A 13225-nucleotide genomic window follows, 5' to 3' on the forward strand; every position below is an offset into this window, starting at 1 on the left:
GTGCTCAACGGGCCCGGTTCAAGGCCCAGCGGCGATGGGCCGCCGCGCTCAGCGTCACGATCGCCACGCCCAGCAGCCAGCCGCCCAGCACGTCCGTGAACCAGTGCACGCCCAGGAACAGCCGGGTGAACCCCACACCCAGCGCGGACACCACCCCCACCACCAGGACGGTCCCGCGCACCGCGCGCCCCGCCCCGTGCAGCGAGAGCAGCCACACGATCAGCCCGAAGGCGACCGTCGCGGTCAGCGCGTGGCCGGAGGGGAACGCGGCGAAACCGGCGGAGTCCACCGGGTCGGGCCAGCGCGGCCGGTCCCGGCCCACGGCCGCCTTCATCCCCTGCTGCACCAATGTGCCGAGGGCGCTGGTCGCCGCGACCCACAACGGCAGCAGCCGCTCGCCGCGCCGCAGCAGCACGGCCACGACCACCGCGAGCAGGGCGCGCATCGCCCAGGGGTCCCACACCCAGTCGCTCAGGATCCGCTGGGCGTGGGTGAGGCCGGGGTCGGCGACCGCCCGGCGGTGCAGCCCCTGCGCGATCGCCCGGTCAAGGGACGTCAGCGGGGACCACTGCGCCACCACCAGAGCGAGCAGCACCGCGGCGAGCGCGAGGCAGAGGAGACCGGCGCGCAGGGGCGCGGCCGGGCGGGAACGGGCCTCGGGGGCGGTGAGCAGCATGGGAATGATCCAAGCCGATCGGGGCGGGCCCCGGCTAGCCCAGCGCGTGCAGCCCGGGCACGAAGGCGACGGCCAGCGGCACGGCGGGGACGAGCGCGGCGTACGCGGTCAGCCGCAGCCGGCGGCTCGCGGAGAGCCGTGGGGCCGCCGACAGCAGCCGGTGCACCCGCTGGGGGAGTTGGCCGTCCGGGGCCGGACAGGGCCCGAACACCCCGCGGTGCTCGTTGAGTTCGACCAGCGCGAGCGCGATCGTGAGGCGGCCGAAGCGACGCGAGGCGACGTCGTCGGCGGCCAGCTCCACCAGCCGGTGCATCTCGTCGCGGAACGCGGCGAACACCGGCACCTGCGGGAACCCCCGCGCGAGCGCCCCCGCGCAGTGCAGCAGCCAGTCGTGGCGGGCCCGGGCGTGCCCCACCTCATGGGCGAGCACCGCATCGAGCTGATGGCCCTTCAGACGCTGAAGTGCCGCCGTGGTGATGACCAGTTGGGGCGTCTGGCCGGGCAGCCACCAGGCGTCGGGCCGAGCCGCCTCCAAAACCACCAGACGCTCGCCCGACGGCTCCTCCCCGGGCAGCAGCGGCGAGCGCAGGCGCAGCTCCGCGCGGCGCCGGCGGCGCCTGGCCCAGCTGTCCCGGACCTCGCGGGTGAGCATCGCCCCCGTCCAGGCGCCGCCCAGGAAGAGCACCACCGCGAGCGCCGCCGACCAGGGGCCGTACGGGCCCAGGGCGTACGCCTCGACCACGGCCCGGGGCGCGGGCGCGAACACCTGGCCACGCACGGTCCGCCACGCGGACGCGGCACTGAGGACCATCGCGAGCCCGAAGCAGAGCAGCACCGCCGCCACCGCGCACTGCCACACCCACAGCGCCACCACCGGCTCGCGCTCGACCCAGTCGGCGCGGGCCAGCAGTCGCGGGGCGGCGACGGCGGACACCAGGCCGAGCACCAGCAACGCGAGGGAGACCGTCATGGTCTCAGCCTATGAGCGGGGCCGCCGTCATAGGTATGTCCGCGGCCGTCAAGTGACGCACGCCACGAACCGTCCGGCCGCCGGGCGGTTCAGACCGTCACCAGCATCGCGAGCATGGCGATCCCCATCGACAGGCGGCAGGCCAGCGCCAGTTCGGGCCGCGCGCCCCACGAGAGGGTCGCGCCCGGGGCTCCCGCTGCCGCTCCGGGCAGCAGCCGGGCGCCCGTCGACAGGACGTACCCCGCGAAGTACACGAGGAGCACCCCGGTCAGCAGCGGGACCCCGCCCGCGGTGTGCCCCTCGTGCCCGGCAGGGGCTCCGGTCCCGCCGGCCGGTGGCGCCATCGCCAGCGCCATGTAGACCATCGCGAGGGAGCCCACCACGTGATGCAGATGGTGCGCCCCGCCCCGCGCGAGCCACAGCGCGCGCAGCGCGGCGCCGCCGAAGACCACCGCGTACCCCGTCAGCATCCAGGGCGGTGGCGCCAGGAAGGCGGCCGGCACGGCCATCGCGGCCATGCCGAACCCCATCACCGCCTCGCCGCCCGCCGCCCGCCGGGCCCGCGCGGAGCCGCTGCGCATCCGCAGCAGACAGTACGAGCCCGTCGCCGCGCACAGCGCGACGAGCAGCCAGCCGGGCAGCACCGGACCGTGCACGGCGTACCTCCCCGCTCGATGTGACGCCCTGCCGACGAGTCGATGCCCGTCGCCGGGGCCGCATACGCGGGCGCAGGGACACACAAGGGGAGCGCGCGGGGGATCTTCGCCGGTCAGGAGCGGGTGGGGAGCCGGTCGGCGGGACGCCCGAGGGAGAAGGTGCGCCCCCGGGCCTTCAGGGGCGGTAGCGCAGCGGGTGGTCGGCGGGGACCTCCACGACCGCGATGCGCACCCCGTCCGGGTCCTCCAGCCACATCTCGACGAGCCCCCACGGCTCGCGCACCGGCGGCCGCGCGATCGTCACCCCGCGCGCCACGAGCTCCTCGTGCGCCTCGGCCACATCCGCGACCTGAAGCCACATCTGGAGCCCCGGAGCGGGCGGACGTTCGGAGCGGCCGGACACCTCCAGGAAGCCGCCACCCAGGAAGTACACCGTGCCGCGCTCGGGCCCCGTACCGAACTCGCGGTAGACGGGCAGGCCCAGCCGCTCGCCGTAGAAGTCCCGTGAACGCTCGGGGTCGGTAGGGCGCAGAAGGGTCCGGCTGCTCAGTACATGCACCATGACAGGGGACCCTAGCCGCCGGGTTACGCTCGGGAGGCCGCCCCAGCGCAATCGATCAGCAGGGAGACCGCCCGATGGACACCGCCCGCCGCCCCGACACGGAGCTGACCTACCGGGACGGCACGGAAGCCGACATCGACGCGCTGGTGCCGCTCATCGAGTCGGCGTATCGCGGTGACTCCAGCCGGGCCGGCTGGACCACCGAGGCCGACATCCTCGAAGGCCAGCGCACCGACCCCGAGGGCGTGCGCGCGGTCATCACCACGCCCGGCAGCAAGCTGCTCACCGTGTGGCGCGACGGCGTCCTGGTGGCGTGCTGCCAGCTCGAACACCGCGGTGAGGTCGCCTACTTCGGCATGTTCGCGGTCTCTCCCGCGCTCCAGGGCGCGGGCCTCGGCAAGCGGATCATCGCCGAGGCCGAGCGCGTCGCGCGGGCCGAGTGGGGGGTGGGCGAGATGCACATGACCGTCATCTCGGTGCGCGAGGAGCTGATCGCGTTCTACGAGCGGCGCGGCTACCGCCGTACGGGAAAGCTGACGCCCTTCCCGTACGGCGACGAGCGCTTCGGCCTGCCGCAGCGCGACGACCTCGCGTTCGAGCTGCTGGTCAAGGACCTGGGCTGAGCCAGGGCGCGAGCCGGGCCAGGACTCGGCGGAGCCGGGAGCCGCGCGCCTGGCTCACGCGGTGAAGCGGCCGGTGCGGCGGATCTCCGGGTGGTCGGTCGTCGCGCCGTCCAGTTGCAGGGCGCGTACGAGGCGCAGCTGGTCCTGGGTGTTGACGGTCCAGCCGATCACCTTGAGCCCCGCTGTGTGGGCCCGCTCGACCGTCTCGAAGGTGATCCGCTCGATGCTCAGGACCAGGCTCTTCGCGCCGACGGCCAGGGCCCGGTCCAGGAGATCGGGGCCCCAGTCGTCGTCGACGAGCCCGGTGCGCAGGCCCGGCACCAGCGCGGCGATCTCGGCGAGCGCCGCGTCGTGGAACGAGATGACCTCCACCCGGCCCACCAGGTCCCGCCGCAGGATCACCTCGGCGAGCGCGCGGGCCGCCGCGGTGTCCTTGATCTCTGCCTGGATAGGGGTCTTCACCGCGTCGAGCACTTCCTCGAACACGGGGACGCGCTCGCCCTGTCCCGCGTCCAGCTCCCGCAGCTCGGCCAGGGTCAGCTCCCCGATGGGGCCCGTGCCGTCCGTGGTGCGGTCGACCTCGGCGTCGTGCATGACGACGAGGGCGCCGTCCTTGCTGAGGTGCAGATCGAGTTCGATGACGTCCATGCCCGCGCGTTCCGCGCGGACGAAGGAACGCAGGGTGTTCTCCGGTTCGACACCCATGACCCCGCGATGACCGATGGTGAGGAACGTCAAGACAGGCCTCGCTTCCGTCGACGGCGGTATGCGCGCGCGATGCGGTCCCGTGCGCACGCGGCAGCCGCAGCCTAACGGCCCGCCACCGCAACGGACCCCGGCTCGCGGGGCGCATCGGAGTCGTCCGCGCGGGTTGACGCGATCCCGAGGACGAGACCGGTGATCAGGGCTGCGACAAGGACGGCGCGGGTACTCACGGGCGCGGCTCCGGGGTGCGGTCGACGGGCGGGGGGACTCCGTCCTACCTGTGCGCACCCCGCGCGGGCCAACCCGTGTCACCCGCCCGTGGGCGATTCCTTTCACCCTTGACGCGCCCGCCGTCCGGGCCTCAGCCGGGGCCGGGCCACCCGTCGTCGCTGTCCGAAACCGCACCCCTCGGCGGCACCAGACGGTCCAGGTCGGCGAGCATCGCCCGAGCGAGCTCCAGCTCGGCCAGCTCCCGCAGCTCGCTCCAGCGCAGCGCGATGCGGGGATGGGCCCACTCCTCGTGGTCCTCGGCGCGGGCCAGCGCGGCCCGTACCTGCCGCAACTCGGCCTCGGTGCGCGCCAGATGCTCCTCGACCAGCGCGCGCAGCCGCTCCGGCGCCGCCAGGTGCCCGAGCCAGATGCGCAGCACCAGGGGATGCTTGAGCACCGGGGGGCCCACGTCCTGCGTCGAGTCGGCCCAGTCGGCGAGCGCGGCGCGGCCCGCCTCGCTGATCGCGTACCGCCGCTTGGTGCGCGGCTCCTCGGGACCGGAGCGGCGGGAGGTGGCGTACCCGAGCGTCTCCAGACGGCGCAGCTCGGCGTAGATCTGGCTGATGGCGGGTGACCAGTAGAAGAAGCGCAGCGAGGCGTCGGCCCACTTCTTGAGCTCGTAGCCGGTCCGTTCGCCGGGGAACGAGAGCAGCCCGAGGACCGCCCAGGCGGTCGGCGGCAGCTGCTGCCGCGGTTCGTGCTCGCGGGAGAACGGACGACTGGTCATACGGCGAATTGAAGTGAGCGCGGCACCGGGAAACAAGCCCCGAAGGGCCCGTGAGATGCTCCGTGATCTTCGCGGCGGCGTTGGCGGATCGCACCGGACGGTCGCCCTCCGGTAGTGACGCCGCTCACCTCGGGGACCGCAGCCATTAACCGTGCCATTGCGTCGGCACAGGAAGATGAGCGGTGCAACGCGAACATCACAGGATAATTTATTGAGCTTCCTCTTGAGGGAAAGAACCGAACGCGGATACGGTGTCTTGACGCGAGGTTCTCCTGTGGAGGAAGTGACATGACGGAAATTCTTGTGCAGGACCCGGCCGTGGGGGGCGCAACAGCCGACCGGCGGGTGGTCGACCACCCCGCGTGGACCGCGCTCAAGAATGCCGTCGAGGAGATCCGGCCCTGGCAGTCGAAGGACGGCTCGATCGACTTCGACGCCGAGGGCGCCCCGCCCCGCGCCGTCGTCGAGGCCACGCTCGACCAGGTGATAGCGGCGGTCGAGCAGCTCTCCCCGCTCCTGCCGCACGACGCGGCCTACCACCGCGCCATGATCGGTGACCTGCGCAAGTGGGCCGACAGCGCCTTCGACGTGCCGGACTTCCTGGACTCGCTGCTGCGGTTCCACCCGGCCGCCGACCGCGCCGACGGTCTCCAGCGCCTGGTGCTCTTCCCCATGTACACGCAGAACGGCAACCCCGACCGCAACCTCGAAGCGGTCGTGCTGCGCATGGTCTGGCCCGAGTGGCTCGCCGAGCTGGAGGCGACCCGCTACGACAACCCGCTGTTCTGCGGCATCACCTTCGAGGACTTCACCTCGGGCTACGACACCCACTCGGCGGTCCTGTTCCCCGAGACGATCGCCGTGCGCGAGGCCCCCGAGCGCTTCACCTGGGGCGGCATCTTCTGCGACCGCGAGGCGGCCCGCTTCCGCGCCGTCACCGAGGCGTCCGTGGACATCCTGGGTCTTGAACTCCCCGAGGACATCCGGGAGATGGTGGCCGACCAGGAGCGCTGCGAGAAGGCCTTCGTGCTCTGGGACATGGTCCACGACCGCACCCACAGCCACGGCGACCTCCCGTTCGACCCCTTCATGATCAAGCAGCGCCAGCCGTTCTGGATGTACGGCCTGGAAGAGCTGCGCTGCGACCTCACCGCCTTCAAGGAGGCCGTGAAGCTGGAGGCCGAGGGCAACCAGCACGGCCGCGACGTGCAGTACGCGGTGCTCTTCGACCGGATGTTCCGCTTCCCGGTCTCCGGCGACCGCGTCCGCAACTACGACGGGCTCGGCGGCCAGCTCCTCTTCGCCTACCTGCACAAGCACGACGTGGTGCGCTGGACCGACAACAAGCTGCACATCGACTGGGACCGCGCCCCGCAGGTCACCAACCAGCTCTGCGCCGAGATCGAGAAGCTCTACCGCGACGGCATCGACCGGCCCAAGCTGGTCCACTGGTTCGCCGCGTACGACCTGGTCTCCACCTACCTCGCCCCGCACCCGGGATCGCGCTGGGCCAAGGGCCCCGACGCCCTGGATCTGACGCAGCCGCCCCGCAAACTCGTCGACGACGTGCTTCCGGACGAGTTTCCGCTCAGCATGTTCTATGAGGCGCTCTCCAAGAAGCTGAAGAACGTGATCGCCTCCACCAAGGGGATCACCGCCGCTTCCGCTCCGGCCGGGGCCGCCGCGTGAGCACTCGTACGGACGGTTCGGAAGGGGCGAGGAAGATGAACAACGGACCTCTCAACGGCGCTGTCGTCGCCGTCGCGGGTGCGGCGGGACCCGCCGGGCGGGCCGCGCTGCTGCGGCTCGCCGAAGCGGGCGCCGTCGTCGTCGGCGCGGACGCGGACGCGGAACGCCTGGCCGAGGCCGTGGACGCCGCGCGGTACGCGCACGGCGGGGCCACCGTCACCGGCGACACCGTGGACCTCCTCGACCTCCAGGCCACCCGGGACTGGGCCGAGCGCACCCAGAAGGACTTCGGGCGCATCGACGGCCTGGTCCACCTCGTCGGCGGTTGGCGCGGCAGCACCTCCTTCCCGGAGACCGATCTGGCCGACTGGGAGCTCCTTGAGAAGCTGCTGATCAAGACCGTGCAGCACACCTCGCTCGCCTTCCACGACGGGCTGCTGCGCAGCGACCGGGGCCGCTTCGTCCTGGTCAGCCAGTCCGGGGCGCACAAGCCCACCGCGAACAACGCCGCGTACAACGCGGGCAAGGCCGCCGCCGAGGCGTGGACCCTCGCGCTCGGCGACTCGTTCCGCAAGGCGGGGGGTGAGGACGGGCCGACGGCCGCTGCTGCGATCCTGGTGATCAAGGCACTGGTGCACGACGCGATGCGCGCCGAGCGACCCAATGCGAAGTTCGCGGGCTTCACCGATGTCACGGAGCTGGCCGACGCCATCGCCGGAGTGTGGGACAAGCCCGCCCAGGAAGTGAACGGACAGCGCCTGTGGCTGACCCCCAAGCCGTGAGGACGGACGCGCGAGCGCACCACGACCCGGCGGTGCGCGGCTTCGCCAGCGACAACTACGCCGGCGCGCACCCCGAAGTCCTCGCCGCCATCGCCCTCGCTAACGGCGGCCATCAGATCGCCTACGGCGAGGACGACTACACCGAACACCTTCAGCGTGTCATGCACAGCCACTTCGGCTCGGACGCGCAGGCCTACCCGGTCTTCAACGGAACGGGCGCCAACGTCACCGCGCTCCAGGCGCTGACCGACCGCTGGGGCGCGGTCGTGTGCGCCGACACCGCGCACATCAACGTGGACGAGGGCGGGGCGCCCGAGCGCATGGCCGGCCTGAAGCTGCTCACGGTGACCACACCCGACGGCAAGCTGACGCCGGAGCTCATCGACCGGCAGGCCTGGGGCTGGGAGGACGAGCACCGTGCGATGCCGCAGGTCGTCTCGATCACCCAGAACACCGAGCTGGGCACGGTCTACACGCCCGACGAGATCAAGGCCATCTGCGACCACGCCCACGAGCGCGGCATGAAGGTCCACCTCGACGGTGCGCGGATATCCAACGCGGCCGCCTCGCTGAACGTGCCGATGCGTACGTTCACCAACACGGTCGGCGTGGACGTCCTGTCGTTCGGCGGCACCAAGAACGGGATGCTGTTCGGCGAGGCGATCGTCGTCCTCAACCCGGACGCCGTCCAGCAGATGAAGCACATCCGCAAGATGTCGATGCAGCTCGCCTCCAAGATGCGCTTCGTCTCCGTGCAGTTGGAGGCACTGCTCGCCAAGGACCTGTGGCTGCGCAACGCCCGCCACGCCAACGCCATGGCCCAGCGCCTGGCCGAGGGGGTGCGCCAGGTCGACGGCGTGGAGATCCTCCACGCGGTGCAGGCCAACGCGGTGTTCGCCCGGCTTCCGCACGACGTCAGCGAGCGGCTCCAGAAGCGCTACCGCTTCTACTTCTGGGACGAGAAGGCCGGCGACGTCCGGTGGATGTGCTCCTTCGACACCACCGAGGACGACGTGGACGGCTTCCTGCTGGCGCTGAAGGAAGAGATGGCGCGCTAGGCGACCGATCCATCTGAATACTTATGCGGTCGACCGTAAAGTCATTGACTTGCGGTCGGCCGCATTCGTACGCTCGCGTGCCATGCAGCTCATCCAACGCAATCCTCAACTCTCCGCCTATCTGGTGGCGGACGACGTCGTCGATCATCACCACCCCCTGGTGCGCGAGACGGCCGCCCGGCTCGCCTCCGCTTCCCCCGACGCATACGCATACGCCGAGGTGGCCTACACCTTCGTACGGGACGAGATCGCGCACTCCGAGGACTCGGGTGACCTGGCGGTGACCTGGCGCGCCTCCGACGTGCTGGCCCGGCGCACCGGCATCTGCTGCGCGAAGTCGCATGCGCTGGCCGCCCTGCTGCGGGCCGGGAACATTCCCGCCGCCTTCTGTTATCAGCGGCTCGCCGACGACGACGGATCCCGCCCCTTCGTGCACGGCCTCGTCGCCCTCCGGCTGCCGGGATCGGGCCTCTGGGCGCGCGTCGACGCCCGGGGCAACAAGCCGGGGGTGGACGCCCGGTTCTCCCTCGACGAGGAGCGCCTCGCCTGGCGGGCGCGGCCCGAGTTCAGTGAAGTGGACTACCCGGTGCTCTACGATGTACCTCATGAGGCGGTTCTGCGGGCCCTGAGGACCGCACCCGACCGGCCGTCCCTGTGGCCGATCTACCCGACCGAACTGTGAGGCACCACCGATCATGACACTCGCACTCACCGTGTCCGACGACGTCCGGGCCCTCGCGCCGGGCTTCACCTATGTCGCCGTCGAGGCGTCCGGACTCCTCAACGCGCCCAGCGACGCGGCGAGTTCGGCCCTGCTCGACGACGCCGCACACCGCCTCGCCGGACGGCTGGGCGGCCGTGCCCCGCACGAGGATCCGCACCTGGCCGCCTGGCGCGCCGCGTACACCGCCTTCGGCTCCAAGCCGAACCGCACCCGCAATTCGGCGGAAGCGCTCGCCAGGCGGGCCCTCGCCGACGGCGGGCTGCCGCGCGTCAACCGGCTCGTCGACGTCTACAACGCGGTCAGCGTCGCTCATCTGGTGCCGGTCGGCGGCGAGGACGCCGACCGCATCGAGGGCGCGATGCGCCTGGTGCGGGCCTCCGGCGAGGAGGCGTTCCACACCGTCGCGGGCGGCGAGGCGGTCATCGAGCACCCCGACGCGGGCGAGGTGGTGTGGCGCGACGACGCGGGCGTCACCTGCCGTCGCTGGAACTGGCGTCAGGGGGTACGCACCAGGCTCACCGAGGAGTCGGCCGACGCGCTCTTCCTCCTGGAGGGCATGGCCCCGCACTGTGACCTGGCCGCGGCCGGGGCCGAACTGGCCGAGCTCCTGGAGAAGTTCAGCCCCGGGGCGCGGATCACGGTCCACGCCCCGGTCGCCGTCTCCGGTCAGGAGTGACGATTCAGCCGCGCGTCTCGGAGGCCTTGACCTGCTCGGGCGTCGGGGCCGTGCCGCCCAGGTGAGCCGGCACCCACCAGGTGTCGCTCGCGTCCTTGGGGCGTACCGGGTAGGCACGCTGCGCGGCTTCCAGGAGCTCCTGGCAGGCCTCCCGCAGGCGCCGGGTGATGGCGCCTGCGTACTGATCGGTGGGCGCCTCCAGGGGCTCGCCCACCCGGATGGTGACCGGGATGTGGCTGCGCTTGAAGTTGCGCGGGCGCCCCTTGGTCCACACGCGCTGCGTGCCCCACAGCGCCATCGGGATCAGCGGCACCCCGGCCTCCTGGGCCAGGCGCGCGGCGCCCGACTTGAAGCTCTTGAGCGTGAACGACTGCGAGATCGTCGCCTCCGGGAACACCCCGATGACCTCGCCGGAGCGCAGCGAGGCGAGCGCGTGCTGATACGCGTCCTCGCCCTGCTTGCGGTCGACCGGGATGTGCTTCATGCCGCGCATCAAGGGGCCGGAGATCTTGTGCCGGAACACCGACTCCTTGGCCATGAAGCGCACGAGCCGCTTCTGCGGCAGTGCCGCGAGCCCGGTGAAGATGAAGTCGAGATAGCTGATGTGATTGCTGACGAGCACCGCGCCGCCCGTGCGCGGGATGTTCTCCGAACCCTGGGTGTCGATCTTCAGGTCGAGCGCCTTGAACATCGCGAGTGCGGCGCCGATGACCGGCCGATAGACGAGTTCTGCCATCTGAGGGGAGACCCTTCGTGTGCCCGGGGAGGGTGCTCCCGGAGAAATAAGTTACGCGCCCGTAGGTTTTGGGCTTTGGGCAGATGGTGCCCGATACGAGCCGAGCTGGCCAGTCCCCCCGTGGTGCGCGGGCGAGATCCTCATCACGTCTTCGCAGGTCGCGGCCCGGGGAGGAATCATTGTGGGCCCATACGTGCTGCAACCGTACGGCAGTGCGGGTAGTGGCCGTGTGAAGACGAGGGAGGGCCGGGGCGGTGGCGGTGGGAGACGGCTTGAGTGACGACGAAGGACGCAGGCTCGGCGAGGCCGAACTCGGAACCGGGCTCGGGCGGCGGGCCACCCTGGTGCAGTTCTCCAGCGCCTTCTGCCAGCCCTGCCGGGCGACCCGGCGCACCCTGGCCGAGGTGGCCGCCATGGTGGACGGCGTGGCCCATGTGGAGATCGACGCCGAGGAACGTCTCGCGCTCGTCCGGGAACTGCGCATCGCCCGCACCCCGACCGTGCTCGTCCTGGACGCCCGGGGCGCCATCGTGCGCCGGGCCGAGGGACAGCCACGCCGGGCGGACGTCATCGCCGCGCTCGGGGAGGCCGTGTGACGCCCCCCCACGCCTCGGCGCGACGCACCGTGAGGGATCTCCCACATCCCGGAAGGCACTTGACTGGGGCGGCGCCGCATCGTCAGTCTGACGATGTGCCGACAAACCTTCTTCTCCATGGACGCGTCCCAGTGGACCTCGCCCGCACCGCGAGCGCGCGCTGTCCGGGCTGCTGAAGACCCGCAGCCCCTGTCGCACCTCTTGAAGAAGGACACTGTCGTGACGGCTTCGCCCGAGCTCCGTACCGCCCAGGCCGCCTCTCCCGAACTGCTCAGGTCGGTCTTCCGCCGGCACGCCGCAGGCGTCGCCGTGATTACCGCCCAACGGGGCGGCCGGCCCGTCGGATTCACCGCCACCTCCCTCAACTCCGTCGCCGCCGAGCCTCCGTTGGTCTCCTTCGGCATCGGCACCGGCTCCTCCAGTTGGCCCGTGGTGGCCGAGACCGACCACATCGGCGTGCACATCCTCGGTGAGCACCAGCAGGAGCTGGCGGCCACCTTCGCCCGCAGCGGCGCCGACCGGTTCGGGCCCGCCACCGACTGGAGCACCGGCCCGGAAGGCGTGCCCGTCATCGGCGGCGTCCTCGCGTGGCTGGTGTGCAAGGTGGTGGCCCGCGTCCCGGCCGGTGACCACCGCATCGTGCTCGGCCAGGCGGTCGCCGGCGACCTCACGGGCGCCGGCCGCCCGCTCCTCTACCACCAGGGCCGCTTCAACGCGCTGCGCGACTGAGAGTTCCCCCACCGGGTGATTACTCACCGTTGCCAAGGTCACAGTGCAAAGCGCTTGCTTACTGGGAACAAGCTGGGTGTACTGACGAGTAATATTTCGTTCGGAGCGCCGGTCGCCCCGACCGGAAACCGCCCCATCAGGCGCCTATGCTGCGTGCAACAAGGCAGCCCAGAAATGACGATGCAGTAGGAGAGCCGGCGTGAGCTTGAGGATCGTTGTCTGTGTGAAGTACGTGCCCGACGCCACCGGCGACCGGCACTTCGCCGATGACCTGACCGTCGACCGCGACGACGTCGACGGCCTCCTTTCGGAGCTCGACGAGTACGCGGTCGAGCAGGCACTGCAGATCGCCGACGAGGCGGACGACGCGGAGATCACCGTGCTGACCGTCGGCCCCGAGGACGCCAAGGACGCGCTGCGCAAGGCGCTGTCGATGGGCGCCGACAAGGCGGTCCACGTCGAGGACGACGACCTGCACGGCACCGACGTGATCGGCACCTCCCTCGTCCTGGCCAAGGCCATCGAGAAGACCGGCTACGACCTCGTCGTCTGCGGCATGGCGTCCACCGACGGCACCATGGGCGTGCTGCCGGCGCTGCTCGCGGAGCGCCTGGGCGTCCCGCAGGTCACGCTGCTCTCCGAGGTCTCGGTCGAGGACGGCACCGTGAAGGGCCGCCGCGACGGCGACGCCGCCACCGAGCAGCTGGAGGCCTCGCTTCCGGCCGTCGTCTCGGTGACGGACCAGTCGGGCGAGGCCCGCTACCCGTCCTTCAAGGGCATCATGGCCGCCAAGAAGAAGCCGGTGGAGTCCCTGGACCTGGGCGACCTGGACCTGGAGGCCGACGAGGTCGGTCTCGAAGGCTCCTGGACCGCGGTCGACTCCGCGGCCGCGCGCCCGGCCCGTACGGCCGGCACGATCGTCAAGGACGAGGGCGAGGGCGGCAAGCAGCTCGCCGAGTTCCTCGCGAGCCAGAAGTTCATCTGAGCACCCGGCCCGGGAACCTTCCCGGCCGTGTTCGCTCACGGCTCGCCGAGCCCCTCAACCG

16 protein-coding genes are annotated in these 13225 nt (G+C 71.5%); 9 read left to right on the forward strand and 7 right to left on the reverse strand.

Translation table 11 applies throughout. The features are described from left to right. Positions 1 to 4: 4 nt before the first annotated feature. The 4 genes from N4G70_RS06890 to N4G70_RS06905 form a co-directional block, all read right to left on the reverse strand. On the reverse strand, positions 5 to 676 hold the full coding sequence (locus tag N4G70_RS06890) for a phosphatase PAP2 family protein (RefSeq protein ID WP_261711563.1): 672 nt from the start codon (positions 674 to 676) through the stop codon (positions 5 to 7). Between the two features lie 34 nt (positions 677 to 710). After that, positions 711 to 1646, reverse strand: a complete 936-nt coding sequence (locus tag N4G70_RS06895) for a M56 family metallopeptidase (RefSeq protein WP_261711564.1) — start codon at positions 1644 to 1646, stop codon at positions 711 to 713. Between the two features lie 89 nt (positions 1647 to 1735). Next, the gene (locus N4G70_RS06900; protein ID WP_261711565.1) at positions 1736 to 2302 is read right to left on the reverse strand and encodes a DUF5134 domain-containing protein; all 567 of its coding nucleotides are present in this window, start codon (positions 2300 to 2302) and stop codon (positions 1736 to 1738) included. Between the two features lie 175 nt (positions 2303 to 2477). Further along, positions 2478 to 2864 (reverse strand): VOC family protein, encoded by a 387-nt coding sequence (locus N4G70_RS06905; RefSeq protein WP_261711566.1) that lies wholly within the window; start codon positions 2862 to 2864, stop codon positions 2478 to 2480. Positions 2865 to 2938: 74 nt separating this feature from the next. On the opposite strand from N4G70_RS06905, the gene N4G70_RS06910 reads away from it, so the two are divergent. Beyond that, on the forward strand, positions 2939 to 3487 hold the full coding sequence (locus N4G70_RS06910) for a GNAT family N-acetyltransferase (protein ID WP_261711567.1): 549 nt from the start codon (positions 2939 to 2941) through the stop codon (positions 3485 to 3487). A gap of 54 nt (positions 3488 to 3541) precedes the next feature. Here N4G70_RS06910 and N4G70_RS06915 read toward each other — a convergent pair whose 3' ends face one another. Beyond that, positions 3542 to 4225, reverse strand: a complete 684-nt coding sequence (locus N4G70_RS06915; protein WP_261711568.1) for a glycerophosphodiester phosphodiesterase family protein — start codon at positions 4223 to 4225, stop codon at positions 3542 to 3544. A gap of 328 nt (positions 4226 to 4553) precedes the next feature. Next, a complete protein-coding gene (locus tag N4G70_RS06920) occupies positions 4554 to 5189 on the reverse strand; it encodes a PadR family transcriptional regulator (protein WP_261711569.1) in 636 nt (211 codons plus the stop codon). A 288-nt stretch (positions 5190 to 5477) separates the two neighbouring features. Here N4G70_RS06920 and N4G70_RS06925 point away from each other — a divergent pair, with 288 nt between their 5' ends. The 5 genes from N4G70_RS06925 to N4G70_RS06945 all read left to right on the forward strand — a co-directional run bounded on the left by N4G70_RS06925 (position 5478) and on the right by N4G70_RS06945 (position 10118). Continuing rightward, positions 5478 to 6878 (forward strand): DUF6421 family protein, encoded by a 1401-nt coding sequence (locus N4G70_RS06925; protein WP_261711570.1) that lies wholly within the window; start codon positions 5478 to 5480, stop codon positions 6876 to 6878. A gap of 35 nt (positions 6879 to 6913) precedes the next feature. After that, complete coding sequence (locus tag N4G70_RS06930) at positions 6914 to 7660, forward strand: SDR family oxidoreductase (protein ID WP_261711572.1); 747 nt, start codon at positions 6914 to 6916, stop codon at positions 7658 to 7660. Next, positions 7639 to 8718 carry a low specificity L-threonine aldolase gene (locus N4G70_RS06935; RefSeq protein WP_261711573.1) on the forward strand — a complete coding sequence of 360 codons (1080 nt, stop codon included), beginning with the start codon at positions 7639 to 7641 and terminating at the stop codon, positions 8716 to 8718. Before N4G70_RS06930 ends, N4G70_RS06935 begins: the two co-directional genes overlap by 22 nt. Positions 8719 to 8800: 82 nt before the next feature. Continuing rightward, positions 8801 to 9400 carry a transglutaminase family protein gene (locus N4G70_RS06940; RefSeq protein WP_261711574.1) on the forward strand — a complete coding sequence of 200 codons (600 nt, stop codon included), beginning with the start codon at positions 8801 to 8803 and terminating at the stop codon, positions 9398 to 9400. Positions 9401 to 9413: 13 nt separating this feature from the next. Then, positions 9414 to 10118: a B3/4 domain-containing protein gene (locus N4G70_RS06945; RefSeq protein ID WP_261711575.1), complete on the forward strand. Its 705-nt coding sequence runs from the start codon at positions 9414 to 9416 to the stop codon at positions 10116 to 10118. A 4-nt stretch (positions 10119 to 10122) separates the two neighbouring features. On the opposite strand, the gene N4G70_RS06950 is transcribed toward N4G70_RS06945, so the two are convergent. Continuing rightward, a complete protein-coding gene (locus tag N4G70_RS06950; RefSeq protein WP_261711576.1) occupies positions 10123 to 10854 on the reverse strand; it encodes a 1-acyl-sn-glycerol-3-phosphate acyltransferase in 732 nt (243 codons plus the stop codon). 272 nt (positions 10855 to 11126) lie between these two features. On the opposite strand from N4G70_RS06950, the gene N4G70_RS06955 reads away from it, so the two are divergent. The 3 genes from N4G70_RS06955 (at position 11127) to N4G70_RS06965 (ending at position 13164) form a co-directional block, all read left to right on the forward strand. Continuing rightward, complete coding sequence (locus N4G70_RS06955) at positions 11127 to 11450, forward strand: thioredoxin family protein (protein ID WP_261711577.1); 324 nt, start codon at positions 11127 to 11129, stop codon at positions 11448 to 11450. A gap of 219 nt (positions 11451 to 11669) precedes the next feature. Continuing rightward, positions 11670 to 12179, forward strand: a complete 510-nt coding sequence (locus tag N4G70_RS06960; protein WP_261711578.1) for a flavin reductase family protein — start codon at positions 11670 to 11672, stop codon at positions 12177 to 12179. Between the two features lie 199 nt (positions 12180 to 12378). Beyond that, complete coding sequence (locus tag N4G70_RS06965; RefSeq protein WP_261711579.1) at positions 12379 to 13164, forward strand: electron transfer flavoprotein subunit beta/FixA family protein; 786 nt, start codon at positions 12379 to 12381, stop codon at positions 13162 to 13164. The last annotated feature ends 61 nt before the right edge of the window (positions 13165 to 13225 follow it).

It is taken from the genome of Streptomyces sp. ASQP_92 (assembly GCF_025399895.1).
GTDB lineage: Bacteria > Actinomycetota > Actinomycetes > Streptomycetales > Streptomycetaceae > Streptomyces.